Source organism: Pseudomonas sp. NPDC087614, assembly GCF_044743485.1.
Lineage (GTDB): Bacteria > Pseudomonadota > Gammaproteobacteria > Pseudomonadales > Pseudomonadaceae > Aquipseudomonas > Aquipseudomonas baetica_A.
Genome location: NZ_JBIUWN010000009.1, coordinates 58,240 through 84,946, shown reverse-complemented (window position 1 = coordinate 84,946; position 26,707 = coordinate 58,240). Strand labels below are relative to the sequence as shown.

The window sequence follows — 26,707 nt, the reverse complement described above, 5'->3', positions numbered from 1 at the left end:
GTCAGTGGGTTTTTTTGTGGTCCAAACCTTTAACTGCCGCCGGGTTGTTGTGTGCTCAGGCTTTTGCGGTTGCCAGGTACGCCCCAACCCGCCGTCCCATCTCTTCGCCCAACGCCTGCAACCCACTCAACGGTCGCACCATCACTTCAAACTCGACAATCTTCCCGTGTTCATCGAAACGAATCATGTCGATGCCTTTGAGCTCTTTAGCGCCAACCTTGGCACTGAACTCCAGAATCACGTTCAGCCCATCCGCGGTCGCCAGTTCTCGGTGATATTCAAAGTCTTCGAACACCTCGAACACTGTGTTGAGAATCATCGCCACCACCGGTGCGCCGGGGTAGGGCGTGTGCGCCATCGGCGAGCGGAACACGGCTTGCGGATCAAGCAGTCCGGGCAGGGCACTCAAGTCGCCGGTGCGAATCATCTCGTGCCGACTTCCCAGGGATTCGGCGACATTGGGTTGCAAGTTCAGGTCAGTCATTTGCACTCCTGGATTTTTGTTGTTCTTCATGCGACGGCAATGACTCTAGATCAACCATGACGAAACGGGACCTTTGTGTGCCGATCTGAATGTCGGTTAATCGCTCAAACGGATCAGATCTTCATCTGATCCGTATTTTTCTGCTTTATCTGCCTCTGTAACCAGCTCAGTCATCCGCTCAAAATGCCCCGGCAGTTCGGTCACTCGCGACAGTCCTTCATCCCGAAGCGTCCAGTGCACCGCAAACTCAGCATTGAGGAGAGCAACATGAACAAGATGGCGTTTTTTCTGGGTGGATTTTTGGTACTGACCATTCTGATCGGCCTGCTCGCGACAATTTCTCCGATCTGAGCCATGCGCTTCAAATGACGGCCACAGGTGTGCTGCGCCAATCGTGCTTAAATGCTGCGCCTCACACCTGGCAGATTCACGATCCTGACTTGCCCTGACGGCGCTCAATACCGTCGGGGTTGCCAATGTCCAGCAACCTTCTTTCCACTAATACATTCTCAAGTGCCTGACGCTCGACCGGCGCCATCTGGTGTTCGCGTTTTTTCAGTTCCAGCAGGATCGGGCTGGACCAGGTGCGGTAGGTCTGTTCGAAGTTGGGGCGCGATGTCATCAGTCTCTCCTTGATCAAGAGCCCGGTGTGGCTGGCAGGGGCTCTGTCCGATGCGGGAGTAACTTTAGTCGAGAAATCGGGAAGCGGCTAATGCACCTGCTTTTTTGGGAGCTGGCTTGCCAGCGATAGCGGTGGGTCAGTTGACATTGCTTTGACTGACAGTCCGCCATCGCTGGCAAGCCAGTTCCTACAGGATTACTCGGTGGGCACAAGGCCAATCGTCAACATTCATCAACTGCTGCACGCCTTCCCACGCCTCCGTGCGCATGTGTTCGATATCCAGCCCCGGAATCACGCCGTTGTCCACCACCACACGCCCGCCGACCAGGCTGTATTTCACCGTGATCGGTTCGCCCGCCACCACGGGTGCGACGCCGCTACCGAGGCGCGCATTGCTCACCGGGCAGTGGGAGATGCCAGTGTCGGTCTGCGCGAGCAGGCGGATTTCGCCGGGTTGCAGGTGCACGGCGTGGGCAAACCAGACGTCGGGGCCGAGCCATTCGTGTTCGGCGACGAACTCTACGGGCAGGCAGTTGTATTTTTCGCGGCAGAAATTCACGTAGTTCTGCGTTTCGGACAAGTGCGTGTGCAGGTGCAAACCGAGCCCACGTGCGGTATGGGCCAGTTCACGCAGCAAGGTCGGTGGCAGCGAGAAAGTCGGCGTAGTTGGCGCGATCACCACACGGCGCATCGCATCCGGCGTGTTCTGGTGATACAGCGATTTCAGTCGCTCGATGTCGCCGACCATTTGCTCAAGGCTTTCCGGTTGCAGCGCGGTTTTCGAGAGGCCCGGATGAGCGCTGGCTGACTCCAGTGCACCGCCTCGGCACAGCACAAAGCGTAGACCGAACTCATCTGCCAGATCTAACAGCAAGTCACCGGTCTCGGTGCTGCCGTGGGCGTGATAAAGGTAGTGGTGATCGGCGCAGGTGGTGACGCCGCACAGCAGCAACTCGACCATGCCTGACCTTGCAGCGATCCTTGCCAACTGCGGCGTGAACCGGTTCAAACGCGGGTAGGGCACGCGGGCCGCGCAGACCGGTCATCACCGCGAGCGGATTTTTAATCAGGATGTTTTGAAGTTGAGTCATGGGCAGGCTCCAGTCAGAGGATGTGCGAGGCAGATTTACCGGCGGTGGTTTCGGGCGCGCTGACGCCATTGAGCGCGGCATTGAGCAGCACCGACACCAGGCAGGCGATGACCACGCTGCTGTGCAGGAACGGCTGCGACCATTCGGGTAATTGTTTGAACAGGGTGGGCGCGAGCACCGGCACTAGGGCGGCGATGGTGAAACCGACGATCAGCACGTTGTAGCGATTTCCCCACCATCCATCGAACCTGCTGAGCAACACCACCAAACGTGATTTAATAGCCGCCTTTCACGGTTCCGGGACACGGGAGCAACGTGATCCGCGCGACCTGCGCGGCACCCGCCACCCACCCCCATCGCCCTTAAGTCGTTCTCACATAAGGCAGTCATGGATACGGGTTCTCGACTCAAACTAGTACGCGTAAGCTACATACTCTCCCAGCGCGAGCTGGCCCGGCGTAGCGGCGTGACCAATGCCACCATCTCCCTGATCGAACAGAATCGCGTCAGTCCTTCCGTCAGCTCACTGAAAAAGCTGCTCGAAGGCATCCCGATGTCCCTGGCCGACTTCTTCACCTTCGACCAGCCCCCACGCGAACACCAATACGTCTTCCGCGCCAACGAACAGCCCGATCTAGGCCGCCATGGCCTGCGCCTGCTGCTGATCGGCGCCTCCGTGCCGAGCCGACAAATGCGCTTGCTGCGCGAGCAATACGCACCGGGCGCGAGCTCCGGGGAAGAGCCGATTGTTCACGCGGAAGGTGAAGAGTGTGGGCTTGTTACGCGCGGGACTGTTGAGTTGACCGTGGATGGGTCGGTGAGTGTTTTGAATGCCGGGGATGGGTATTACTTTCCGACGACGTTGCCGCATAAGTTCCGGAATATCGGGGCGGATGAGGCTGAGATAATTAGTGCGAATACGCCTGCGAATTTTTGAGGAAAAAAACTTATTCGGTCTGAAAAATATTCAGGGAAAGAGAAACCGCAGAGTTGCGGTTTCTCTTATCCATTTTGAAGTTAAATTTATCTTTGTGTGCATCGGCCATCGCGTTTATCGGCTTCTTTACAGTCCTCTGCATATACGGCTTTGACTCCGCGTACCGAATGGTCGGTATTTACATTGCTAGCCATCGATAGGCTGCTGTAGCCGATTGCAGTTGCTGCGAGGAAGGCGATGGAGAGGAGCGCTGATTTTTTGCGGGAGTTGTCCATGATCAGTCCTTTTTGTTGGTGGTTAGGGCGTACTGCACCGCCACATTAGAGTGAGATCTAAAGTCTGGCACCTGTAAGAATTGACAGTTTTTTAGAGCTATTAGTAATAGCAGTGTGTCAATACTGTTGTTTCCAGCTATTACTCGAAAGGTCATTCGTGTTCTGGTGTCAAATCTCCAGTTATTCCTCCGCACCGATTCGGTTCCAGGACAGCAGATGCATGCTGCGCGAACAATAGGTGTCGGGCGCGATCCGATGTCTTTTTTATTGAATGATTTTTCTGAAGTGTCAACGACGTTATCGCTGATTGGATGGCCGTGTGCTGATGATGTTGGCACTTTTGGTAATGTGTTGGTTATTAAGTCGGCGCGTCAAAACCTCGCTGCTCAATTACCCGAAACACGTCTCTGACATCCTGCACCATGATTCTGGCGATGTTGGTCACGGTGTTGATGTCATGTTCGGCGTAGTCGGGAAGGCTGGTGCAGGCGATGAGGTCGAGGTATTTGAGGACGGCGTTGAGGCGTTCGGCGAGGCAGGCGTGGAGTTCGCGAAGTGGGGAGTCGGCGTCGATCAGGAGGACGGGGTGGTCCGTGGCTGGGTGGGACATGTGGGCGTAGTGGTGGAGCGGTTTATTGATCGTCATTAGAAAAGCCCTCTCAGTAAAAAGAGCCACCTCTCTGCTGCGAAACAAATGGGTGGCGGCTGTGAGCGGGTTCGCAGACCGAGGAGAAAGACCAAAGACTCGGCAGACTCGAAAGTCTCCCGCACACAGCCGCCATAAAACGTAATGCCGGCGAATTTTGCCAGAATTGTTGTTTGACGGTGTTAGTCATATCTCTTCAGGGCTGCGAAACCCTCGCTGACTGCGGTCAGCGACAGCTACTCTAGGCCGCAATGTCGGCACCCACAACCAGCCTGTAGGACGCAAACCCACACCTGTGGCGAGGGAGCTTGCTCCCGCTCGGCGACGCAGTCGTCGTAATCCGTGCGTGCGGCGTGTCTGGAGAAATGAATTCGCCGGTTTGGGGCCGCTTCGCAACCCATCGAGGATGAATCCCCTCGCCACAAGGGGTGTTTTCCTACGCGTTTTTCAGACTTCAAGTTCGGTCGAATCTCAGATCATGGCTTTGCATGTTGGTACAGCGGCCGGTTCGCAGCCCAGCGGGAGCAAGCTCCCTCGCCACAATGAATGTGTTGATGCACGAAAAAGGGACACCCAGCGGTGTCTCTTTTTTTGCGCTAAACAACCATTACTTCGCCTTCCAACGCCCGCCACCACTTTCACAATCAATCTTCGCCTGCCCCAGATTCTCCGCACCGTAGTAATACGTGGTCACCTGCGCGCCATCAGGAATATTCAACGCTTTGGCATTTTTGTCCTTGCTGGTGTAGTGCGGGTTGGCTAGGGATTCCTGGGTGAGGGTGGCGATGCAGGTGGCCTGATAGTGGTCGTCGCACTGTTGGACCTTTTTCTTGACGGCGTTGACCATGTCTTTGCTTTCGTTGCTGCATGACCAGTCGATGGCGTTGACGGGCGTGCCTTCGTACTCATAGCAACTGTGGCCGGATACGGCAGGCACGGCGGAGCTGGAAGAACGGGTTTGGACGTCGCAGCCTTCGGCCATGACGCAGGTGGGGATGACGCAGAAAGTGGCGAGCAGAAGCAGGAATCGAATGGTCATCGGTATTTGCTCTTCGAAGGCGCCGGTTCTGATCAATGTTTGGGCGCTTATGGTTTCGAGATTGCGTAGGAGAAGGAGGTTCAATCAGGTTTTTGATTTGCGCTGTTCGCGTAGACTGAGAAACAATCGGACACATCTAGGCCCAAGGATTGGAATATTGCCCATGATCGAAATCGGCAGCCGCAACAACGCCCCCACGTCGCAGCACCCAACCCACGACGTCTACATTTTCAACATCGACCTGTCCCGAGCGGCCACGCCTTTCTGCTTCGAACAGTCGACGGCCGGAGGGCATGGTGGGCAGGGCGGTGCGCGCTGGTTGGCGCTGTATGAGCTGGAGGCCTGGCCCGGTGAGTGGCGTGAGCATTTGAAGAAGGCTGATTGTGCCTGGGTCGCTGAGTTGATCGATGCACATCCTGGTGCGGATCAGGCGACGTTAGTTGGCATGATTCTCAAGCAACACGCCGAGCCGGTCGGTCGGTTGAAAGCGATTGGCGGCTGGCTCAAACGCAACATCCACGTTGGCGGCCGTTACGGCGTCTAACCCGAGGAAATCCCCATGACCCAGACACTCGAACGCGCCATCGCCATCGCCATCGCCGCCACCGCGCACACCGGGCAGGTGGACAAGGGCGGGGCACCGTAAATTCTGCATCCGCTGAAGGTAATGCTGCGCATGACCACGCTGGAAGAACGCATCGTAGCGGTGCTGCACGATGTGGTCGAGGATTGCGATATCAGCCTTGATGATTTGCGCAAGGAAGGCTTCAGCGAGGAGGTGCTGACGGCTATTGCGTCGGTAACCAAAGTACCGGGTGAGTCCTATGAGGATTTTGTCGATCGCGCGGCGCAGAACCCGATTGGCCGGGTGGTGAAACTGGCGGATCTGGAAGAGAACAGCGATTTGTCGCGGATTGCCTCGCCGAGCTGGGAGGATTTGGAACGGATCGAGAAGTACCGGCGCGCGATTGGACGGTTGCGCGCTTAAGCCAGTTGAATTGCCAGGAAGGCGAATATGAAATCCATTCTGTGTTTGTTGGTCGCCGCCGGTTTTGGCGCGGTGTTGCAATCCCTCGGTGTGCCTCATGGTTTGCTGTTGGGTTCGATCCTTGTCACGGCACTGGTCGTCACTAAATCAGGCTTCGTACCCGCAACGCCTTATGGTTTGGGCTACATCCAGGTCACCCTGGGCATCGCCACCGGGCTGATGTTCGAAGCGTGGGACAGTGCGACGGCGTCGACCATGTTGCCCAGCCTTGGCGTGTTGCTGCTGTGCCTGACGGTGCAGATTGCCCTGGCCGGTTGGTGGCTGACGCGTGGGGCAGGGTGGAATCGCACCGATGCGCTGCTGGCGGTGTATCCGGGGGCTTTGGCGGCGGTGTTCGATTTGCTGGAGTCGGAGAAGGCGTCGAGCAAAGTCATCATCGTGCATCTGATGCGGTTACTGCTGATCACGGTGTTGGTGAGCTTTTTGATTCCGGGGCAGGTGTCGGTGGCTGCTGTTGATAGCGATCCGCTGACCACCGGCATGGCGTTGACGGTTTTCTCGGTAATCGGCTTGAGCGTCGTGCTCGGTCGATTGCTGCTGGTGATCGGCGTGCCGGCGCCCTTCATGCTCACGGCGATCATCATCACCGCAGTCTTTGTAAAAGCAGGCTGGTTGCACGGTTTTCACATGCCCGACTGGAGCTTGAATCTGGCGGCACTGATTCTCGGTGTGCGGATCGGCTCGCGGTTTCAGGGGTTGGGCGTCAGGGAGTTGGGCCTGCATGGCCGCACGGCGCTGGTCTCGGTCGGCTTGATGATTGTGGTGGCGGCGGTGTTTGCAGAGGTAGCGGCGCGGTGGTTGGGCAGCGATCCGTTGTCGCTATGGCTGGCGTACATGCCGGGGGCGATCGAGACGATTGCGATTGTCGCGTTTGCCGGTGGGCTGAACGTGGTGTTTATCCTGACTCATCATCTGGCGCGGATGGTGCTGCTGCATTTTGCGCCGGCGTTGTGGGTGCAGGTGCGGCGAGTACGGGAGGGGGCCTGAACGAATCAATCGTCGCCGTACATCAACTCCAGTTGTTCTATCCACGCGGCGCTGGCATTGAATCTTGCGTAATAGCGCTGTTTTTCAGCGTCACTCAAACACGTAAAAAACGGCAGGAAATAACGCTCGTTTTAGAACCCTTGGGCTCCTGTATCCGGCAAAAAGTGGCTTTGCCTCAGGCTTGATGAGCGCGGCAATTCGGCTGAGTAAACGACGCATCGAGATCCGTGATCGGCAAAATTGGGGGTGTCGGGATGGTATCCATAACGGCGAGTGCGAGCCACTGATTCCATAACGGTGAGGTCAGTATCCTCTTCTCTTAAGCATTCTTCCTCGAGCACATTGAACTACACTCCCGGACTACCCCGCCTCGCAGCCAACCCCAGGCCCCGCCGGAGGTAATCGTGATTCGCATAGCGTTCATCCCACTCGTGATCGCTGCCATCTTCACCACTAAAGCCAGCGCCGAATCCGTCGTCCCGCTCAAGGGCCAGACCTCGCAACAAACCCAGATCGATATCAACGACTGCCGCTCCATTGCGTCGACCTCGACGACATCAACCCCGCAAACCGGCGGTCGTCTGAAGGGCGCAGCCGTGGGTGCTGCGGCCGGTGCAACAGCGGCTGAGGTGCGCGGCCGCCAGCACGACGAGTTCTACGATGCGGTCGACGATGATCGTCAGCAGGATTACCGGCAAAACCGCGCCGGGCAATCGGCTGCCGCCGGCGCTGTAGTCGGTGGCGCACGGCAGCGTCAGGATCGGCGCGCGCAGAACAAGACCCATGCGGCGGCGAGTTCCAGTGCTTACACCGGGTGTCTGCAGGGGCGCGGCTATCAGATCACACCTTGACGCTGAGGCTTGTGCGCTACGAGCAGGTGCATCATCAATGCGCTGTAGAGCGTCACCAGGATGAACAGGCCCATACGCACCGCGAAGGCGCTGTAGACGTCTTTGCCTGCCGCGCTGTCCTGCACCGATTGGCCGAGCAGGATGATCATCGTCACCAGGGTGTTGAGCCAGAAACCGGGGCTGAACGTTGTCGGGCCCAGGCGATAGAGCTTGCGCGCCAGCCATAGCCCGAACAGCAGCGTCCAAAGAAAGAACATCCATACATGCACGAACAGGCTCAAACCACACCAGAGCAGCACAGCCAGCAAGCCTCCAAGCAGGGTCGAGCCGAGCAGTTCGCGCCCGGCGTGGCGGGTGTTGGGGGTAGAGGTTTGTTGGCCGAGACTGACGGCTTTGAGGATGATCGGCAGGTAGCTGGCCGGGTCGCTCAGGGCCAGTAAAAACGTCGGCATGACGATCAGGGTGGCGCGCAGGGCTACGCGCGGGACTTCGTCGTCGGGCAAGGTGGGCGGTTTGGGTGGAACGGGGCTGTCGGGTCGTTCCGCAAACACCGCGTGGCTGACACCGACCACCGCGACGGCCAGTAACAAGCCTTTGACCAGCGCGCCAATCACCGCCATCGCCAGATCGAATTCGGCAAACCCGGCGGCGCAGATCATGGTCATGCCGATCACCAGAAAGGTCACGATCAACGGATTGCCGCCACGCAGACCGAAGCGAAATACCAGAAACAAACCGAGGCCGATCAACAGCACGCCGCTCATCGGGTAATAACGCAGCAAGGGCACCAGCAGCAGGCCGATACTCGTCGTCAGCGCAGCAACTAACGCCAGCACCAATGCGCCTCTCAGTGGCAATGGGCGAGGCAAACTGGCCAGCAATAGCGCCGTCAGTACCGGTGAAATAAACGCCAGCGGCAAGGCCAACGCATAACTGGCGGCGGTGCACAGCGCCGTGCCGAACGCCAGGCGCAAGGCCCGTTGCGCCGGGACGCTGCGCTCAGTAGGCATACGACAGCCAGCTCATCAGGCCGACAAACAGCCGCCCCAGCGGATTGAGCGGATTGCCTTCAGTGGGAAAGGCCATGACTTCCGCCTGACCACCGGCACGGATCGCGCGGCTGTCGATCAGGTGTTTCTTTGCCTTTTCAGAGAACTCGATGATCACCGGGAAACGTTGCGCCGGGCGCAGCCAGTCGCGGCTGTTCCGAATGCTTGGCAAGGTGCCGGGCGCGGGTGTCTGGCCGACGCTCACGCCATAACCGACGCTGCGCACCCGACCGTCAAGGACTTCACCGGGCAATGCGTCAAGGACGATGGCGACCGGGGTTCCGGGTTGCACATGACCGAGATTGTTTTCAGTCAGGTCGGCGCTGATCCATACGTCGTGGATGGCGATCAAGGTCATCAACGGACTGCCGGCGGCTGTGAACTGGCCGACGTCGGTGCGCAGGTCGGTGATCAAACCTGCAGAGCGTGCGCCAATGCGGGTGTTAGACAAATCCAGTTCAGCTTTGGCCAATGCAGAAGCTGCGCTGCGCAACTGTGCGTTAGTGTCCGTGCTACCACCTTCCTGTTCCTGCGCACGTTGCACTTCGGCGCGGGCGGCGGCGACTTGGGCCACGGCTTGCTCACGGTTGGCTCGCGACACTTCCAGAAGCCGCACGGAGACAGTGCCCGGATCCTGTTTGTACAAGCCCTCGAGCCGCTGATTGTCCTGCCGCGCCTTGAGTTCGTTGGCTTGTGCTGCTCGTAACGAAGCCTGCGCCGAGGCGATGCCAGCGGTGCTGGCGCCGACCTGACGACGGGTCGACTCCAGATCGGCTTTCGCCCGATCCACGGCGATTTGCAGCGGCTGCGGGTCGAGTTCGAAAAGGATATCGCCGGCCTTCACGTCCTGATTGTTGCGCACGTTGACCCGGATCACCCGACCGGCGACTTCCGCCGCCACCGGAATCACGAACGCACCGACCCGCGCCTGCTGGGTGTAGGGCGTGTAGCGGTCGGCGAGCAGGTACCAGGCCAGGCTCAGTACGATCAGCAACAACACCCAGCGGATGCCTTTTTTTGCAGGATCAGCCTGGGCAGGCGCGGGGGCCGGGGCGGGTGGCGCGGCTTCAGTCATGACGGGTTACCTGCGATGGAAGGGGATACGCCGGTCGGTCGGGCGGCGCGCTGAGCAAATCGCCCCAATTAGTGCGTTGTTGCATCTGTTGCCGTGTCGGCTCATCGACCTGCGGCGCGTTGCTTTGCCAGCCGCCGCCGAGGGCTTTGTACAGGGCGATCAGGTTGCTCACGGCGTTGCTGCGGCTGACCAGATAGTTGTCTTGCAATTCGAGCAGGGCGCGTTGCGCGTCGAGCACCCGCTGAAAGTCGGAATAACCCTCGCGGTATTGGGTGTTGGCCAGCACCAGCGAACGTCGCGCAGCGCCTTCGGCCTGGCGCAGAATGCGTTCGCGCTCCAGCGCTTTGCTCAAGCCGCTGGCAGCATCGTCGGCTTCGCGTGCGGCTTGGCGTACCTTGTCGCGGTAGGCTTCGATCAGTTGCTGCAAGCGCGAGTCCTGTACCCGCACGTTGTTGCGGAAACGGCCGTAATCGAAGATGTTCCAGCGCAGGCTCGGGCCGCCGATCAGATCGAGGCTGCGCGGGGTGGCGCCGAGGGTATCGCTGGACCAGACGATGCTGCCGAGCAAGGTCAGCGACGGATAGAGATCGGTTTCGGCGGCGCCGACCAGCGCCGATTGCGCGGCGACATTCAGTTCTGCCGCGCGTATGTCCGGGCGACGCAGCAGCAGGTTGGCCGGGACGTCTTGCAGCACGGCGCGATCCAGCAAGGGAATCAGCCCCGGTTGTTCGGCCAGCAACGCCGCGCCACCGGGTGGCTGACCGACCAGCACGGCCAGGGCGTTACGGGTGCGCAGTAGCTGATCTTCGAACGCCGAAATGCTGCTCAGGGTGCCGAGGTATTGGGTTTTTGCCTGTTGCAAGTCGAGTTCGGCAGTCTGGCCGCTGGTGAAGAGTTTTTCGGTGATCTCGAAGTTGCGCTTTTGCTGGACGGCGTTTTCCCGGGCGACACGCATCCGGGCTTCGGTGGTGCGCAGGGAAAAATAGGTGTCGGCCACTTGCGCGCGCAACAGCACCAGCGCGTCTTCGTAGTTGGCCTGAGCGGCGAAGTAACTGGCGTCGGACGATTCGATGGCACGGCTGAAGCGGCCCCAGAAATCCAGTTCCCAACCGATATCGAACGCGGCGCTGTGTTGCCAGAAATGCAGATCCTGTGGGTTGTTGCCCCCGGACTGATGGCGGTCGACGTACAAGCTGTCGACGCCGACCTGTTGCAGTTGCGGGTAGCGACCGCTCTCGGCGATGTTCAGTTGCGCGCGGGCTTCGAGCACCCGCAAGCCGGCGATTTTCAGACTGCTATTGTGCGCATCGGCTTCGGCAATCAGGCGATCGAGTACGGGGTCGGCGAACACTTGCCACCATTGGCGCAGATCCGGCTGGGCGGCACGTTCGCTGGCTTGTTCCAGCGCCACGCTGTTCCATTGCTTGCTCCACGTCTCGGCGGGCGGCTGGAAATCCGGCCCCAGGCGCACGCAGCCGCTCAAACTCAAGGCGACAAGCAACAACAGATGACCGGGCCGCGTCAGCAGGGCTGTTGTCCAAGGCATTGCGTTATGTCCCTGACCCGCAAGTATCAGTGGAGCATAGACGGCGAACTGCAAGTTGTTCGGGCGAATCTGCTGCTACGCTTTTCGGGCATCAGCCCCCACCCAAACAGGTACGAGACCATGGAAACTGCCCAAGATCCGGTGACACCGGGCCACGCCACCTGGCGCTTCAAAGTCGGTGTCGGGATCATCTGCCTGATGCTCGGCTCGTGGCTGATGGTGCCGCTGGCCGCCGCCCTCGATGTACCCGGCTCGAAGGTCGCGGCGCTGACCGGCGTGCTGTTCATCAGTAACAAGGTGTTGTTGCTGCTGGTCATCGCGGTGATGGGCAAGGCCGGGTTCGCTGAACTCAAGCGCACGATTGGCCGGCATGTCTCGGGGATGCTGCCGACGCCTGTCGCGGAAGTCTCGCCGCTGCGGCATCGGGTGGGCGTGGTGATGTTTTGCCTGCCGTTGCTGACGTCGTTTCTGGAACCGTATTTCGACAACTTCTGGCCGGGGTTGCGGCCCAATCTGTGGCAACTGCAATTGTTGGGCGACTTGATGTTTATTGGCAGCTTTTTTGTGCTGGGCGGGAATTTCTGGGAGAAGGCGCATGCGTTGTTTGTGCGTACCGCGCGGGTGGTGTCGGTTTGATGCCTCAGGCGTGACCCAAGGCAACCGCGAAAGACACGACGATCATGCAAGCGAAAGCGAAATTGAGATTCATAAGGTGGTCATCCTGAGCCTGTTGAGAGTGGGGCCATTCTGAACAGGCGCAATGCAAAGAAAAAATTCGGCGTGTTGATTCCAATGATCGAAACAATTGATACCCGCCTGTTTGTGTTTGCCCGGGGCTTTGGCTAATCTCGGTTAAAACCTGCAATTACAAGCATAAACAGGCATAACCATGCACGATCATTCGGTTACCGAACTCCCATCCCTGCGTCGGCAGAAAATCCTCCTGATCCTCGAACGCGACGGCAAGGTCATGGCGTCCGAGTTGAGCCAGCACTTCGCTGTGTCCGAAGACACCATCCGCCGCGACCTCGCCGAACTGGATAATGCCGGCCTGGTGCAACGGGTACACGGCGGTGCTTTGCCAAGGCCGAAGGACACCGGCAAGGACTACTTCACCCGCATCAGTGAAACCGATGAGGTAAAGACGCGCCTGGCGCAGCTTGCCGCCGGGCGGGTGAAGGAAGGTCAGATTGTGCTGTTCGACTCTGGCACCACCACGTTGCAGATTGCGCGGTCATTGCCAGCGGATATCCGCATCACAGCGGTGACCACCTCGCCGATGACCGCCATCACTCTCGCCGAATACAAGGGCATCAAGGTGATTCTGGCGGGCGGGCAGTTGAACCTGGCGACCATGTCGGTCAGCGGTCAGCGGTCACGAAACTGTGCGTCTGCTGCAAAGCATCAAGGCTGACCTGCTGTTTACCGGGGTGTGCGCGATTCATCCGGAGGTGGGACTGAGTTCGCTGTATTTCGATGAAGTGCCGGTGAAGCAGGCGCTGTTCGAAAGCGCCGCGCAGGTGATCGCGGTGACCACGGCGGACAAGCTGGGCGCGGTTGAGCCGTTTGTGGTGACGCCGTGCACGCGGGTGCATACGTTGATTACCGAGCAGCATCTGGCGTCGGGAAGTGTCGAGGATTACCGGCGCTTGGGGATTGAGGTGGAGCAGTTGCCCGATTGAGATTTGTATAGCGGCTCAGGGCCTCATCGCGAGCAGGCTCACTCCTACAGTTGGAATGCATTCCCCTTGTAGGAGTGAGCCTGCTCGCGATGGGGTCAGTCCAGTCAACGCAACTTTTCAAGCATCTGGTAATACCACATCCCCGCCGCCAACAACGGGTTACCCAGCAAATCCCCCATCGGCACGCGAATGTGCTGGCACGCGGCAAACGTATCGAACTGCTCCATCTGCCCGGTGATCGCCCGGCTCATGATTTCGCCCATGATGTGGGTGGTGGCGATGCCATGCCCGGAGTAGCCCTGGCAGTACCAGACGTTGTCCGAGAGTTTGCCCAGTTGCGGGATGCGGTTGATGACGATACCCATCGCGCAGCTCCACTGGTAATCGATCTGCACGCCTTTGAGCGCCGGGAAGGTCTGCTCGATGCACGGGCGCAGTTCGGCGGCGATGTCGCGTGAATCCTTGCCGCTGTAGTTGGCGCCGCCGCCGAACAGTAAGCGGCCGTCGGCGGTCAGGCGATAGTAGTCGAGGACGAAGCGGCAGTCGTAGACCGCGAGGTCTTCGGGGTTGATCTGTTTGGCCAGATCGCCCAGCGGCGCGGTGGTGACGATGCCGCCCATGGCCGGAAAAATCTTGCCCTTGAGCTGGCCCGGTTCGAGTTTGTGGTAGACGTCACCGGCGAGCATCACTTGATTGGCGTCGATCTGGCCTTGGGCGGTTCTCACACCTGGCGTAGCGCCGTGAATGATCTCCAGCACTTCGCTGTTTTCGAAGATCAGCGCCCCGAGACTTTCCGCCGCTCGCGCTTCGCCGATGCATAGGTTGAGCGGGTGCAGATGCAGGTTGCGGGTGTTCTTGATCGCCCCGTGATAGAGGTCGCTTTGCAGCAAGTCGCGCACCTGGCTGCGGTCGAGCAGGCCGACTTCATCACCCAGGCCGCGGCGCACGGCTTCTTCGTAATCGTTGCGCAGACCGGTCATGTGGCTGGGCTTGTACGCCGCGTGCAAATGGCCGTGTTTGAGGTCGCACTGGATGCCGTATTTTTCCACGCGCTGCTGGATGATCTCGTGCCCGCGCCAGCGCAGGTGCCAGATGAAATCATCGACCTCGTCGCCGAGTTTCGGACGCATCTGTTTGCGCATCGCACCATCGCCGGAGAGGCTGCCGGTGACTTGCCCGCCGTTGCGCCCGGTGGCACCCCAGCCGATTTTGTGGCTTTCGACGATGGCGACTTTCAGGCCTTTTTCGGCCAGTTCGACGGCGGTGGCGACGCCGGTGAAACCACCGCCGATGATCACCACATCGACCTTGTGCCGGCCTTGCAGGGTCGGGTAGTCAGTGTCCTGGTTGAGGGTGGCGGTGTAGTAGGAGTTGCTGCGTTCAGTCATGTCGATATCCAAGGCAAAAAGAGGAAAAAAGATCAGGCTTCGGTCAGGTACCAGCGCCAGTCCTGCTCACCCACTTCGGCCATGAACTGCCGGTACTCCGCACGTTTCACTGCCAGATACACCCCAAGAAATTCCTGCCCCAGCGCATCCCGTGCCCACGCCGAATTTTCCAGCGCCGTGAGCGAGGTCAGCCAGTCGGTCGGCAGCAATTCTTTCGCCTGCGCATACCCATTGCCTTGCACCGGTTCGCCCGGATCGATGTCTTCTTTTATGCCGCGATGAATGCCCGCCAGGATCGCCGCCGCTGCTAGATACGGGTTGGCGTCGGCGCCGCAGATGCGGTGTTCGATGTGCCGGGTATTGGCCGGACCGCCCGGCACGCGCAGGCTGACGGTGCGGTTATCGACGCCCCAGGTCGGCGCCAAAGGCGCGTAGCTGTTGGCCTGAAAGCGCCGGTAGGAGTTGGCGTTCGGGCAGAACAGCAGCAGCGAATCGAGCAAGGATGCGAGCATCCCGCCAATTGCCGTGCGCAGCAGCGGGGTGCCGGCAGGGTCTTCGGAGGCGAACAGGTTGCGCCCCTCGGCGTCGGCGAGGCTGACGTGCATGTGCATGCCCGTGCCGGCCAGATCATCGAACGGTTTGGCCATGAATGTCGCTTGCATGCCGTGCTTGTGCGCGATGGCTTTGACCAGCCGTTTGTAGCGCACCGCCTGATCCATAGCCTCCAGTGCGTCGCCGTGTTCAAGGGTGATTTCCACTTGCCCCGGTGCGTATTCCGAGATCGCCGTGCGCGCCGCAATGCCGTGCAGTTTGCAGGCGCTGTAGAGGTCGGCGAGAAACGGTTCGATCTGCTCCAGCTCACGTAAGCCGTAGACCTGAGTGTGTCGCGGTCGCCCACCGTCGGCATCCAGCGCCGGTTGCGGACGGCCGTTGTGATCGCGTTTCGCGTCGAGCAGGTAGAACTCCAGTTCGCAGGCCATGATCGGGTGATAACCCTCGGCCTTGAGGCCGTCGATGACCTTGATCAGCAAGTGACGCGGGTCGGCGATGCTCGCTGGCATACCTTCGCTTGGGTGCATGCTGACCTGCACCGCCGCCGTCGGAATCTGCCGCCACGGCAAGCGCACCAGGCTGCCTTGCAGCGGGTAGGCGCGGCAGTCGATATCGCCGACGTCCCACACCAGCCCCGAGTTTTCGACGTCGTCACCCTGTACGGTCAGGCCAAGGATGGTGCTTGGCAACGGACGGCCGCTCTCGTACACGGCGAGCAGCTCTTCGCGGTGCAGAAGCTTGCCGCGCGGCACGCCGTTGGCGTCGAGGATGAACAGCTCGATCATGTCGATATCGGGGTTCTGTTCAAGGAACAGGCGTGCGTCTTCAATGGCTGCGAATTTCATAATCAATCAATCACTCACGATGGCGCCGCACAGGCGCGCAGAATCGGTCCGGACGCAGCTCGGCATTAGGCGCGGGCGTCCTGGCAGGTATATCAAGGAGTAGGGGGCTGTCGCGGCTTCTTTCAGGCGCGATCAGGCAGGGCGATATCCGGCGGGCGTGCGGAGTGACGCAGCTTGGAACGGCGCAGGGCCATGGGGAGATTGACGATACGATTCATGCGCGGCCCCTGTGAGGGAGGGCGCACTTAGCGGAGACGTTCAACGAGTTTCGTTGTTGTGGTGACGTACTCATAACGCGTGTTTCCGTTGGCGGAAAACGTCGGTGGCGGGACTGACCCGCCGACCGGTGTGCCCGGATAGTAAGGGGCAATCCACGGGCGTGTAAACGGGAGATTGGCTGGCTGCGTTTCAGCCCATCAAGTGAAAGGCCAGCCCGGCAAGGGCGCAAACGATCAGCACAGTGATCACGCCACGCTTGAAAACGAACAATGCCAACGCCGCTGCAACCGCCAGCGTCACCGAGAAAAAGTCCATGTGCCCGGCAAAGCCGTTCGGCCAGAGCACGTGGTAGGCAAAGAAGCACGCCAGATTCAGAATCACCCCCACCACCGCTGCGGTGATGGCGGTCAACGGAGCGGTGAACTTCAGTTCATTGTGAGTCGACTCCACCAATGGCCCGCCAGCAAGGATGAACAGGAACGAGGGCAGGAAGGTAAACCACGTCACCAGCGTCGCCGCCAACGCGCCAGCGGCGAATGCATGTTCCGGGCCGAACGCCGGTTGCACATAACCACCGATAAAGCCGACAAATGCCACCACCATGATCAGCGGTCCCGGCGTGGTTTCGCCCAAGGCGAGGCCGTCGATCATCTGCGTTGGTGTCAGCCAGCCGTAATGCCCGACGGCGCCCTGATAGACGTAGGGCAGCACCGCATAGGCCCCGCCAAAGGTGAGCAACGCCGCTTTGGTGAAGAACCAGCCCATTTGTGTGAAGGTGCCGTCCCAGCCCAATAGAGCGGTCAGCAACGCCATCGGCAAACACCAGAGCGCTGCACCGATCAGCATGATTCTCAGCAATTTGTGCAGGCTGAATCGTGCGTGCTCGGGTGTCGGGGTGTCGTCATCGATCAGCGCGGCGCCGAAGGATTTTCCGCCGCTGCGCTGGGCGTCGTTAGCGAATCGCCGGGGCGCCAGTCGTCCACCGAAATAACCGATCACTGCGGCGCCAAGCACGATCAACGGAAACGGCACATTGAAGGCAAAAATCGCCACGAAAGAGGCGCCGGCAATGGCCCATAGCCAAGCGTTTTTCAACGCCCGCGAACCGATGCGGTGGGCCGCGTGCAGGACAATCGCCGTGACCGCCGGTTTGATCCCGTAAAACACCCCGGCCACTGCCGGCAGATCACCGAAGGCGATGTAGACCCACGACAGTGCAATCAGGATGAACAGCGACGGCAAGACAAACAGCACACCCGCGATCACACCGCCCCAGGTTCGGTGCAGCAGCCAGCCGATGTAGGTCGCCAGTTGCTGGGCCTCAGGGCCGGGCAGCAACATGCAATAGTTGAGTGCGTGGAGGAAACGTCTCTCGCAAATCCAGCGCCGGCGTTCGACCAGTTCCTGATGCATGATCGCGATTTGCCCGGCCGGGCCGCCGAAACCGATGCAGCCAAGCTTGAGCCAGAAGCGCCAGGCATCGCGCAGGCTGACCGGGTCGGGGCGAGGTAGATCTTTGGGCGTTGTACTCAAGCGTGGCTCCTGAGGTGAATCCGTGGGGAGCGGCTATCTAATCAGGCTTTTGTGACGCAGTGCCAGACAGTTTGAGAATCCAGCATCTGGCTCCGACCTTGTGGCGCAGCCGCCCGCTGTACGGCGCGGCCTTCGCTGTCCTTGCACAACCGCACATGCAATGCGATCCCGTTTACGCCTGTGAATGTTGACTTAACCGCCGGTCATGTTCATGAACCGCACGACCTGAACGTCGTCGTTCACTTCAAAGTTGTGCCGATACGGCTTGAGCTTCATGGCTTCGATGATGGCTTTCTCCAGCCGTTGCGGTTGCCCAGGGTGGGCGCGCAGCACTGCTTTCAAATCCACCGAATGCTCGTTACCCAGACACAACAGCAAGCGCCCCTCGACAGTCAGCCGCACCCGATTGCAGGTGCCACAGAAGTTGTGGCTGTGCGGCGAGATGAACCCCAGACGAATGTCCGGTGCCTCGGCCAGCCGCCAGTAGCGCGATGGACCTTGAGTCGATTCGGCAGAGTCGATCAGGGTATAGCGCTCGGCGATCTTTTCGCGCACCTGCGCGCTTGAGAAAAACGACTCCGCCCGGCTGTGCTCGCTGATGATCCCCAGGGGCATCTCTTCGATGAAGGAGACATCCAGCTGACGGTCGATGGCGAAACTCACCAGATCGTTGATCTCTTGATCGTTGCGGCCCTGCATCACCACGACGTTGAGTTTAGTTCGGGTGAAACCGGCCCTGCGCGCAGCATCGATGCCGTCGATCACCTGAGCCAGATCGCCGGTGCGGGTCATCTGTTGGAAACGCTCGGGGTTGAGGCTGTCGAGGCTGACGTTGAGACGTTTGACCCCGGCATCGAACAGCGGAGCGGCGAGTTTGCCCAGTTGCGAGCCGTTGGTGGTCAGGCACAGTTCGCGCAGGCCGGGCAGGGCGGCGATCTGCTCGCACAACTTGACCACGCCCGGGCGGATCAGCGGCTCGCCACCGGTGAGGCGGATCTTGCGGGTGCCCAGGGCGACGAAGCTTTGCGCCAGTTGATGGATTTCTTCCAGCGTCAGTACCTGTTGCCGGGGCAGGAACTGCATGTCTTCGGCCATGCAATAGACGCAGCGGAAATCGCAGCGGTCAGTGACTGACATGCGCAAATAGTCGACGCGGCGGTTGTAACCATCGATCAGGACGCGCTCTGACATGACAGCCTCGCAGGAGTGAGAAATCCGCGATTAACGGAACAAGACCGCGCAGGTTATGGACAACGTTGTGTGGCGTCCAATCACTGTTAATGAACGGCTGATTGATTCTGTCGATGATCAGATATTTTTTGCCCGCGGGGTTATGAATAGCAATCAGACAATGTGCGCAGGGTGAATAAGTACCCACGAACCAATACACCCCCATCCCCTGTGCGGGCTTGCTCGCGAAAGCGTCAGGTCAGGCAACATCGATGCAGGATGTGCCGACCTCTTCGTGAGCAAGCCCACTCCCACCTTGGATCTGCGGTGCAGACACATTCTGCGAAAAAACATGGCCTGCGTGTTGTGATCGCTGATCTAGCCTTTTCTGAACTCAAATCATCAACAAGGCAAAGGAATGCCCCAACGATTCTCGTCACATCGCCTGCGAACCGGCCGTTATTGCGAAAACAACCGAATCTACCTTCTAACCGCCAATACCTTGGGGCGTGAGCCGGTGTTCAAGGATTACAGGCTCGGCCGATTGATCGTGAACCAGTTCAGACAAGCACAGCAGGAGGGCTTAGCTGAAACATTGGCGTGGGTGGTCATGCCGGACCATTTCCACTGGCTGATCCAGTTGCAAAAAGGAACATTGGACCCATTGATGTGCCAGGCCAAATCCTTGAGTACTCGTTCAATCAACAAGGCGACCGGCAGAACGGGGAGTCTTTGGCAGCCAAGCTTCCATGATCATGCGCTGCGACGGGAGGAGGATTTAGTGAAGCTGGCCCGCTATGTAGTCGCCAATCCCTTAAGGGCAGGGCTGGTGGAAAAGCTTGGTGATTACCCGCTATGGGATGCAATCTGGGTTTGACCTACGGATATGGCCAGACACAGATCCTCCATCCAGCGACGACCTACTGTGGGAGCGGGCTTGCTCGCGAAAGCGTCAGGTCAGGCAACATCGATGCTGGATGTGTCGGCCTCTTCGTGAGCAAGCCCGCATTTGATCTGCGTTGTTATTGAGCACCAAACATCGTGGTCCAGTAGATGCCTGCATCGCTTTTCGGGTCGGTCGCGTAAGCGGCGCCGAGTTCCTTGTATTGCGGGTTCATCAGGTTGGCGCAGTGGCCAGGGCTGGCGAGCCAGCCGTCGACGACTTTGCGCACACTGTCCTGGCCAGCGGCGATGTTTTCACCGACCCGTTGACCGCTGTAACCCGCGAGTTCTGCGCGGTCGCCCGGTGTGCGGCCGTCGCGGTCCTTGTGGTCGAAGTAGTTCTTGTTGGCCATGTCGCGGCTGTGATCCTGGGAGACAGTGCCCAAGGTGGCGTTCCAGGCCAGCGGCGGGGCAGCGCTAAAGGCCTGGCCGCCGCACTGACGTGGCTGACGGCGGGCGACATTGAGTTGCTCCAGCAGTTTCTGGCCCTCACTTTGTGCATCGCCCAGCTTGGCTGACAACAGCGGTCGCGCCAGCACAATGCGCCAATCACGATCGGCGCGACTGACGCCGATATCGACGAACTGCGGATCCAGCACCACCTGACAGAAACTTTCCTGAATCGCCTTCATCGCCGCCCCCGCATCCCGTGGGCCGTTGAGGGTGATCGCTTGAACCTTGTTCATTGGGTAACTGGCGCTCACCATGGCCTGCTGCAAATCGACGGCGCCGCTGGCCGGCAGCATCAGGCGCGGATCACTCGACAGAGGTGGCAGTTCGTTGGAGGCCTGGCTGCCGCAACGTTGTGGTTCGCTGCGGTATTTATTGATCGACTCGATCAGTTGCGACTCATCGGTGGCCATGGCCGAGGCGGCAAAGGCCATGCCTGCGGTCAACGCGGCAACGCGTAAAACGGATGGCATGAAGCGCATGGAAATCTCCCTTGAGCTGAGTGCGCCCATGATGCGCGAAACGCCCCCGGTGGGTGCAATGTCTTTTTCTTCATTCGGTGGTTTTTTCAGCGGAACGTTACCCGCGATTTTGCCGTCTACACTCAGCCAAGGCCCCGGAAACCGGGGGGGCTCCCCTGCGTAACACCTTGCCCGACTCGGGCCCTGCCGGAAGAACTGACATGGGATTGAAATGGTTGATTGGCTGCTTCGCGTTAACCCTGTTAGCCAACGTTGCAATGGCCACTGATCAGGCGCCGATCCAGGCCAAGGCCGAAGAGAAAGCCCAAGTGCTGGAAGAGAAAGCCGCGGACAAAGTCAGCGCTGCTCCGGCGCCAAAATCCGAAGCGATCACCCCAACCGAAGTTCAGGCAGTGGACCCGGCCGGCGCCGCGCCGCTGGATGATCCCATCACCTGCCTGGCGCGCAGCATCTACTGGGAAGCCAAAGGCAAGGACACCCCGCAAATGGAAGCCGTGGCCAGCGTGGTGATGAATCGTCTTGGCCACGAAGGGTTTCCGGACACGGTTTGCGCCGTGGTGAAACAGGGGTCGGAAGCCAAAACCTGCCAGTTTTCCTGGTGGTGCGATGGCAAGCCGGATCAGGTCAAGGAAGACGCCGAATATGCGCAGGCAAAGGAAATCGCCGGCAAGGCGTTGAACCGTCAGCTCAAGGATCGCACCCACGGCGCGTTGTATTTCCACGACCGCAACGTGCATCCCGGTTGGGCCAAGGCCTACCGTAAAACTGCCGAGACAAAAAAATTCCTGTTCTATAAACCCGCTGGCGGCGATGCGCGTTAGGCGCAGACTTCCCGCACGCAGTTGCGCAGCCATCGATGTGCCGGGTCGGCGTCCATGCGCGGATGCCAAAGCATTGAGACGCTGACTGGGGGCATTTCGAAGGGCAGGGCAAAACTGTGCAGGCCCTTGCGCAGCTTGCTGGTGTGACGTTCCGGGACGGTGGCAATCAGGTCTGATTCGCGCACCAGCGTCAGTGCCGCTGAGAACCCGCCGAATGAAGTGACGATGTCACGCGTCAGCCCCGAGGCGAGCAACGCCTCGTCTACCGGGCCGCTGCTGCGCCCGCGTCTTGAGATGAGAATGTGCTGGCCGCCGGCAAAGCGTTTGGCGCTGATCTTGCCCGAACTCAAGGGGTGCCCCTCGCGGACGACACCGATCCAGTGATCGCGAAACAGGATTCGGCTGTGCAGCGTCGGGTCGGTGCTGTCATCGACCACGCCGGTCTCCAGATCCACCCGGCCTTCGCGCAAGGGTGTGCTGTCCTTGTCGGCTTTTTGCACAAAGCGCAGGCGCACGCCGGGAGCCTCTTCAGCGATACGGGCGAGCAGGGCGGCGGCAAAGGTTTCGACAAAGCCATCGGTGTTGCGCAAGGTGAAGGTGCGTTGCAACTGGCCGGGATCAAGCCCCTTGGCAGGCCGCAACATGGCCTCGGCTTCTTGCACCAGAGGGCTGACCCGTTCGCGCAATTCAAGCGCGCGCGGCGTCGGCACCAGGCCCCGACCCGCGCGCACCAGCAACGGATCCCCAGTGGTTTCACGCAAACGGGCAAGGGCGCGGCTCATGGCCGAAGGGCTCAGTTGCAGGCATTTGGCGGCGCGGGCGACGCTGCCTTCGCGCAGCAGCACATCGAGGGTGATCAGCAGGTTAAGATCCGGCGCGGTCATGACATGGCGTTCTGTGCAGGTGTTGAGTGCAAATCATGCGTCTTGCGCCTTGTGTTGTCGAGACTCACGCTATGGCTCACAACCTTTGCCCTGTGAGCGCGCCATGTCCCGACAACCCTTGAACACCCACGCCCGCTGGGCCCTGTCCAGCCTCGCGCTGTCGATGTTGATGCCGTCGCTGGACACCAGCATCGCCAACGCCGGGTTGCCGACATTGGCGGCGGCGTTTGATGCGACGTTTCAACAGGTGCAGTGGATCGTTCTGGCTTACCTGTTGGCGATTACCACATTGATTGTCAGCGTTGGGCGTCTGGGAGATGGCATCGGTCGACGTCGATTGCTGTTGATCGGCATCGGTATTTTTACCAGCGCATCGTTGTGCTGCGCGCTGGCCCCGGGGCTGGGCTGGCTGATCGGCGCGCGGGCAGTGCAAGGCCTTGGCGCGGCGATCATGTTCGCATTGACCGTCGCGCTGGTGGCTGACGCAGTGCCCAAGGCGCGGGCGGGCAGTGCGATGGGGTTGCTGGGTACGATGTCGGCCACCGGTACCAGCCTCGGGCCGGCGCTGGGGGGGCTGTTGATGTCGCATGTCGGCTGGCAGTCGATATTTGTGCTCAACGTGCCATTGGGTTTGCTCAACGCGTGGCTGGTGTATCGCTATCTGCCGGCGGATCGGGCAGCAGGGCCGCGTGTTGCGTTTGACGGGTTCGGGACAGGCGTGTTGGTGTTGACGCTGGCAGCCTACGCGCTGGCGATGACACTGGAGGAGGGTACGCTGGGGTTGCTGCTGATCAGCCTGTGCGGCGCAGGATTGTTCATTGTGGTCGAGATGAAAGCCAAGGCGCCGCTGATTCGCCTGTCACTGTTCGCCGACCCGCGCCTGAGCGGCAGTCTGGCGATGACGTTACTTGTGGCCACCGTGATGATGACCACCCTGGTGGTTGGGCCGTTTTACCTCAGTCGCGGGTTGGGCCTCGCCAGCACCGTGGTCGGATTGGTGTTGTCGGTCGGGCCACTGTCGGCGGCGCTCGGCGGCGTGCCGGCCGGGCGTCTGGTGGATCGCTTCGGTGCCCGGCGGGTGGTGCCGGGGGCGTTGCTCGGGATGATCGGTGGCTGCGCTGTGCTTGCGCTCTTGCCAATGAGCCTCGGTGTGCTGGCATACGTGCTGCCGATGACGCTGATCGCCGGCAGTTACGCGCTGTTCCAGGCGGCCAACAATACCGGGTTGATGGCGACGGTCAGTCAGGATGACCGCGGCGTGGTGTCGGCGCTGCTCGGGCTGGCGCGCAATCTGGGATTGATCACGGGCGCGGCGGCCATGGGGGCGCTGTTTGCCATGGCTTCCGGTAATCCGACCCTGGCGCCTGCGGCGGTCATCGCCAGTGGAATGCACATTACCTTCGGTGTCGCCACGGTGCTGATGGCCATGGCTCTGATCATCAGCCGAATCGGGTTCAACGGTGGGCGCGGGCGTGCTCGCGAAGGCGTTGGCCCCGTCAACCTGTCTGGTGATTGACACACAGCCTTCCCGAGCAGGCCCGTTTCCACAGGGGCGCCGTGGGGGGCGTTAGCTGGCGTGGCTACCCAGAATGCTCGCCACCTGCTGCGGCTGGCAGTTGAGGTACGGCGACTTTTTCAGCCAACGCTGATCCGGATACCAGGAGAACATGAACTGGCCGTTCTTGAGTTTATCGATCACCTGCCTGGCAATCTGAGGTCGCACTGCCGGGCAACCCTGGCTACGGCCGATACGGCCCTGACGCTTGCTCCACAACGGATTCACGTAATCGGCGGCGTGGATCACGATCGCGCGATCGCGCGCCATGTCATTGAAACCCGGTTCCAGGCCGTCCATGCGCAACGAATAGCCGTGGGTGCCTTCGTAACTTTCCTGCGTGCGGAACAGGCCCAGGCTGGATTGATAACTGCCTTCGCGATTGGAGAACTGCGTGGCGAAGTTTTCTCCGGAATTGGAGCCATGGGCGACCAGGTCGCGCAGCACCAGTTTTTTCCGGGTCAGATCGAAAATCCACAGTCGGCGCGCGGTGGACGGTTGCGAATAATCGATGATTGCCAGGTGGCGAGACGGTTTCGCACCGTTGCTGACGGCGCACTTCATGGCGTTCAAGGCACCTTTCAGCGCTTGGGGATTGAGTTCTGGCGCGGCGTGCGCGAGGCTGGTGAAGAGCACCGGCGATGGTTTGCCGGCGGCGAAAGCTGGGCTGGTCACGGCGACAAGCGTCGCGCTGGTCAGCAAAAGTCGGCGCAAAAACGTCAACATTTATAAAGTGTCCTCACTGGCTACTTATTTGGCACTTTGGCTCCTGACTCCCAGTCATAACCTGCAAGCCCGCAGATCGGGCCTGACTGTTCAGCGCACCTGATGTAAGGTTGGCCATCATCAAGATGGCCATGGATTGGAGTAAAGCAGTTGTTCAAAAAGTACGCATGCTACTTGAGCATTTGTTTGCTCGCTGCGCCGTTTGTCGCTTGTGCCGATGATTCGTTGCCGCCCTTGCAGACGCTGCCCACGCCGCCGGCCGAAATGCCCGTCGAGCCGCAAAGCCCGTTGCAGGCTGTGCTGATCGGTCTGCCACACGCATGCCCGGCCATCGCCGCGCACCTCAACGGCCCCGCACTGGAGCGACTCAACGCCTTTTATCAGCAGCAGGACTGGATGCCGGTGTGGGCCAGTGAGTCCGGGCGGTTGCAGGCCTTGCACGGGCAATTGCAGTTGTTGGCCGACGATGGTCTCAACCCGAACCGCTACCCGGTCGCGATGACCCCGCCCCGGGATGGCGAGTTATGCGCCGATATCGACATCAGCCGCTATTACCTGCAAGCCTTGCAGGATCTGCATTTCGGTCGATTGCTGCAATCTCATTTCGAGCCGCTCTGGCGTGCCGACGATACGCCGCGCGACCGTCAGACTGAATTGCTCGCAATCGCCGTACCGGGGCTAAATGACCTTAGCGCAGCGTTCGACCTCGCACGTCCGCATCTGGCGCAGTACCAGAGCCTGCGTCAGCTCTACGCCGCGCAACGGCTCAAAGCCTTGCCACAATGGCCGTCAGTCGGCAGCGGACCGCTGCTGCGCCCGGCCATGGAAGACAAGCGTGTGCCGGATCTGGCGCTGCGCCTCTATAGCGAGGGTTATCTGGCCGACTACATCGCCCCCCCCGCCAATGCCTACGACGATGTGCTGGTGGAGGCGGTGAAAAACTTTCAAACCAATCATTCGTTGCAGGCTGATGGTGTGGTGGGGCCGGGGACAATTGCCGAACTCAATATCAGCCCGCTGGCCCGCCGAGACCAACTGCGGGTCAACCTCGAACGGTTCCGTTGGCTGGCGCAAGACATCGAGCCCAATGGCCTGCTGGTCAACGTCGCCGCTGCCGAACTGACGCTGTATCAGGGCGGCAAACCCGTGTGGCAGACCCGCACGCAAGTCGGTCGCGCCGAACGCCAGACGCCGCTGCTCAAGTCGCGCGTTACGCGCCTGACCCTGAACCCGACCTGGACCGTGCCGCCGACCATCTGGAAGGAAGACAAGTTGCCGGCGATCCGCAAGGATCAGACGTTCCTCAGCCGCCAGAACCTGCAAGTGCTCGATGCCAACGGTCAGCCCTTGGCGGCAGCCGACATCGACTGGGATAACCCCGGCAATATTCTGCTGCGTCAGGACGCCGGGCCGCGCAACCCGCTGGGGCAGATGGTCATCCGCTTCCCCAACCCGTTCTCGGTGTACCTGCACGACACGCCGAGCAAGGCGCTGTTCGACAAGGGGCCGCGAGCATTCAGCTCCGGCTGTGTGCGGGTCGAGCACCCGATGCAACTGCGCGACCTGCTGCTCACCCCCGCAGAAAGGGCCCGCACCGAGACCTTGCTCGCCACGGGCACCACCCATGAGTTTCGCTTGGCGGCGCCGGTGCCGATCCTGATGACCTACTGGACGGTGCAAGTCGACAGCGCGGGCCACGTGCGCTATTCGCCCGACATCTACAGCCGTGACGGCGCATTGCTGGCGGGGCTGGACAGGGCGCATTAAGCGTCTGCGGGTGCTTGGTTTTCTGAGCCCCCGCGTTGCCG

General features: G+C 60.3%; 26 protein-coding genes and 3 pseudogenes. 11 read left to right on the top strand and 18 right to left on the bottom strand.

From position 1 onward, the window contains the following. Window positions 1-55: 55 nt before the first annotated feature. The 5 genes and pseudogenes from ACIOWA_RS05790 to ACIOWA_RS05770 form a co-directional block, all read right to left on the bottom strand. Window positions 56-484 carry a nuclear transport factor 2 family protein gene (locus ACIOWA_RS05790; protein ID WP_401158717.1) on the bottom strand — a complete coding sequence of 143 codons (429 nt, stop codon included), beginning with the start codon at window positions 482-484 and terminating at the stop codon, window positions 56-58. Between the two features lie 96 nt (window positions 485-580). Further along, window positions 581-961: a hypothetical protein gene (locus ACIOWA_RS05785; protein WP_339494723.1), complete on the bottom strand. Its 381-nt coding sequence runs from the start codon at window positions 959-961 to the stop codon at window positions 581-583. After that, the gene (locus ACIOWA_RS05780) at window positions 912-1,106 is read right to left on the bottom strand and encodes a hypothetical protein (RefSeq protein ID WP_221733894.1); all 195 of its coding nucleotides are present in this window, start codon (window positions 1,104-1,106) and stop codon (window positions 912-914) included. Before ACIOWA_RS05780 ends, ACIOWA_RS05785 begins: the two co-directional genes overlap by 50 nt. Before the next feature lie 187 nt (window positions 1,107-1,293). Further along, window positions 1,294-2,136, bottom strand: a pseudogene (locus tag ACIOWA_RS05775) (amidohydrolase family protein); the annotation flags it as partial. A gap of 74 nt (window positions 2,137-2,210) precedes the next feature. Next, window positions 2,211-2,456: a hypothetical protein gene (locus ACIOWA_RS05770; RefSeq protein WP_401158715.1), complete on the bottom strand. Its 246-nt coding sequence runs from the start codon at window positions 2,454-2,456 to the stop codon at window positions 2,211-2,213. Window positions 2,457-2,585: 129 nt separating this feature from the next. On the opposite strand from ACIOWA_RS05770, the gene ACIOWA_RS05765 reads away from it, so the two are divergent. Beyond that, window positions 2,586-3,134: a cupin domain-containing protein gene (locus tag ACIOWA_RS05765; protein ID WP_401158712.1), complete on the top strand. Its 549-nt coding sequence runs from the start codon at window positions 2,586-2,588 to the stop codon at window positions 3,132-3,134. 86 nt (window positions 3,135-3,220) lie between these two features. Here the strand turns inward: ACIOWA_RS05765 and ACIOWA_RS05760 are convergent, their stop codons facing one another. The 3 genes from ACIOWA_RS05760 to ACIOWA_RS05750 form a co-directional block, all read right to left on the bottom strand. Next, a complete protein-coding gene (locus ACIOWA_RS05760) occupies window positions 3,221-3,409 on the bottom strand; it encodes a hypothetical protein (protein ID WP_401158710.1) in 189 nt (62 codons plus the stop codon). 358 nt (window positions 3,410-3,767) lie between these two features. Beyond that, window positions 3,768-4,055 (bottom strand): fructose-bisphosphate aldolase, encoded by a 288-nt coding sequence (locus ACIOWA_RS05755; protein ID WP_401158708.1) that lies wholly within the window; start codon window positions 4,053-4,055, stop codon window positions 3,768-3,770. A 607-nt stretch (window positions 4,056-4,662) separates the two neighbouring features. Continuing rightward, entirely contained in the window at window positions 4,663-5,094 is a 432-nt protein-coding gene (locus tag ACIOWA_RS05750; protein WP_401158706.1) for a hypothetical protein, read from the bottom strand. Between the two features lie 163 nt (window positions 5,095-5,257). On the opposite strand from ACIOWA_RS05750, the gene ACIOWA_RS05745 reads away from it, so the two are divergent. The 4 genes and pseudogenes from ACIOWA_RS05745 to ACIOWA_RS05730 all read left to right on the top strand — a co-directional run bounded on the left by ACIOWA_RS05745 (window position 5,258) and on the right by ACIOWA_RS05730 (window position 7,980). Then, on the top strand, window positions 5,258-5,638 hold the full coding sequence (locus tag ACIOWA_RS05745; RefSeq protein WP_221733875.1) for a hypothetical protein: 381 nt from the start codon (window positions 5,258-5,260) through the stop codon (window positions 5,636-5,638). Window positions 5,639-5,653: 15 nt separating this feature from the next. Continuing rightward, window positions 5,654-6,082 (top strand): annotated as a pseudogene (locus tag ACIOWA_RS05740) (HD domain-containing protein). A 27-nt stretch (window positions 6,083-6,109) separates the two neighbouring features. Beyond that, the gene (locus tag ACIOWA_RS05735; RefSeq protein WP_401158704.1) at window positions 6,110-7,129 is read left to right on the top strand and encodes an AbrB family transcriptional regulator; all 1,020 of its coding nucleotides are present in this window, start codon (window positions 6,110-6,112) and stop codon (window positions 7,127-7,129) included. 404 nt (window positions 7,130-7,533) lie between these two features. Then, window positions 7,534-7,980, top strand: coding sequence for a hypothetical protein (locus ACIOWA_RS05730; protein ID WP_339507919.1), 447 nt, complete (start codon window positions 7,534-7,536; stop codon window positions 7,978-7,980). Here the strand turns inward: ACIOWA_RS05730 and ACIOWA_RS05725 are convergent. The 3 genes from ACIOWA_RS05725 to ACIOWA_RS05715 are packed head-to-tail and all read right to left on the bottom strand — an operon-like array spanning window position 7,965 to window position 11,650. After that, window positions 7,965-8,990 (bottom strand): DUF2955 domain-containing protein, encoded by a 1,026-nt coding sequence (locus ACIOWA_RS05725; protein WP_401158701.1) that lies wholly within the window; start codon window positions 8,988-8,990, stop codon window positions 7,965-7,967. The two genes, ACIOWA_RS05730 and ACIOWA_RS05725, sit on opposite strands and share 16 nt — an antisense overlap. Then, a complete protein-coding gene (locus tag ACIOWA_RS05720; protein ID WP_401158699.1) occupies window positions 8,980-10,104 on the bottom strand; it encodes an HlyD family secretion protein in 1,125 nt (374 codons plus the stop codon). The genes ACIOWA_RS05725 and ACIOWA_RS05720 overlap by 11 nt, the downstream gene beginning before the upstream one ends. Beyond that, window positions 10,097-11,650: an efflux transporter outer membrane subunit gene (locus ACIOWA_RS05715; protein WP_401158697.1), complete on the bottom strand. Its 1,554-nt coding sequence runs from the start codon at window positions 11,648-11,650 to the stop codon at window positions 10,097-10,099. The genes ACIOWA_RS05720 and ACIOWA_RS05715 overlap by 8 nt, the downstream gene beginning before the upstream one ends. A gap of 120 nt (window positions 11,651-11,770) precedes the next feature. Here ACIOWA_RS05715 and ACIOWA_RS05710 point away from each other — a divergent pair, with 120 nt between their 5' ends. Both ACIOWA_RS05710 and ACIOWA_RS05705 read left to right on the top strand, forming a co-directional pair. Then, window positions 11,771-12,286 carry a transporter suffix domain-containing protein gene (locus ACIOWA_RS05710; protein ID WP_401158694.1) on the top strand — a complete coding sequence of 172 codons (516 nt, stop codon included), beginning with the start codon at window positions 11,771-11,773 and terminating at the stop codon, window positions 12,284-12,286. Between the two features lie 253 nt (window positions 12,287-12,539). Continuing rightward, window positions 12,540-13,332: pseudogene (locus tag ACIOWA_RS05705) on the top strand (DeoR/GlpR family DNA-binding transcription regulator). A gap of 104 nt (window positions 13,333-13,436) precedes the next feature. Here the strand turns inward: ACIOWA_RS05705 and ACIOWA_RS05700 are convergent. The 4 genes from ACIOWA_RS05700 to moaA form a co-directional block, all read right to left on the bottom strand. Beyond that, a complete protein-coding gene (locus ACIOWA_RS05700; protein ID WP_401158692.1) occupies window positions 13,437-14,720 on the bottom strand; it encodes an NAD(P)/FAD-dependent oxidoreductase in 1,284 nt (427 codons plus the stop codon). A gap of 32 nt (window positions 14,721-14,752) precedes the next feature. After that, complete coding sequence (locus ACIOWA_RS05695; RefSeq protein ID WP_401158690.1) at window positions 14,753-16,117, bottom strand: glutamine synthetase family protein; 1,365 nt, start codon at window positions 16,115-16,117, stop codon at window positions 14,753-14,755. A gap of 408 nt (window positions 16,118-16,525) precedes the next feature. Further along, entirely contained in the window at window positions 16,526-17,869 is a 1,344-nt protein-coding gene (gene chrA / locus ACIOWA_RS05690) for a chromate efflux transporter (protein ID WP_401158688.1), read from the bottom strand. Window positions 17,870-18,061: 192 nt separating this feature from the next. Continuing rightward, entirely contained in the window at window positions 18,062-19,060 is a 999-nt protein-coding gene (gene moaA / locus ACIOWA_RS05685; RefSeq protein ID WP_401158686.1) for a GTP 3',8-cyclase MoaA, read from the bottom strand. A 397-nt stretch (window positions 19,061-19,457) separates the two neighbouring features. On the opposite strand from moaA, the gene ACIOWA_RS05680 reads away from it, so the two are divergent. Further along, entirely contained in the window at window positions 19,458-19,916 is a 459-nt protein-coding gene (locus ACIOWA_RS05680) for an REP-associated tyrosine transposase (RefSeq protein WP_401158684.1), read from the top strand. 145 nt (window positions 19,917-20,061) lie between these two features. On the opposite strand, the gene ACIOWA_RS05675 is transcribed toward ACIOWA_RS05680, so the two are convergent. After that, a complete protein-coding gene (locus ACIOWA_RS05675; protein WP_401158682.1) occupies window positions 20,062-20,913 on the bottom strand; it encodes a CAP domain-containing protein in 852 nt (283 codons plus the stop codon). A gap of 200 nt (window positions 20,914-21,113) precedes the next feature. Between ACIOWA_RS05675 and ACIOWA_RS05670 the strand changes: the two genes are divergently transcribed. Further along, a complete protein-coding gene (locus tag ACIOWA_RS05670) occupies window positions 21,114-21,734 on the top strand; it encodes a cell wall hydrolase (RefSeq protein ID WP_339433229.1) in 621 nt (206 codons plus the stop codon). Here the strand turns inward: ACIOWA_RS05670 and ACIOWA_RS05665 are convergent. Further along, on the bottom strand, window positions 21,731-22,618 hold the full coding sequence (locus ACIOWA_RS05665; RefSeq protein WP_401158680.1) for a LysR family transcriptional regulator: 888 nt from the start codon (window positions 22,616-22,618) through the stop codon (window positions 21,731-21,733). The two genes, ACIOWA_RS05670 and ACIOWA_RS05665, sit on opposite strands and share 4 nt — an antisense overlap. A gap of 103 nt (window positions 22,619-22,721) precedes the next feature. On the opposite strand from ACIOWA_RS05665, the gene ACIOWA_RS05660 reads away from it, so the two are divergent. After that, window positions 22,722-24,134: an MFS transporter gene (locus ACIOWA_RS05660; protein ID WP_401158678.1), complete on the top strand. Its 1,413-nt coding sequence runs from the start codon at window positions 22,722-22,724 to the stop codon at window positions 24,132-24,134. A gap of 51 nt (window positions 24,135-24,185) precedes the next feature. Here the strand turns inward: ACIOWA_RS05660 and ACIOWA_RS05655 are convergent, their stop codons facing one another. Beyond that, window positions 24,186-24,899 (bottom strand): murein L,D-transpeptidase catalytic domain family protein, encoded by a 714-nt coding sequence (locus ACIOWA_RS05655; protein ID WP_339466112.1) that lies wholly within the window; start codon window positions 24,897-24,899, stop codon window positions 24,186-24,188. A gap of 150 nt (window positions 24,900-25,049) precedes the next feature. On the opposite strand from ACIOWA_RS05655, the gene ACIOWA_RS05650 reads away from it, so the two are divergent. Then, complete coding sequence (locus ACIOWA_RS05650; RefSeq protein WP_401158676.1) at window positions 25,050-26,666, top strand: murein L,D-transpeptidase; 1,617 nt, start codon at window positions 25,050-25,052, stop codon at window positions 26,664-26,666. Window positions 26,667-26,707 lie beyond the last annotated feature (41 nt).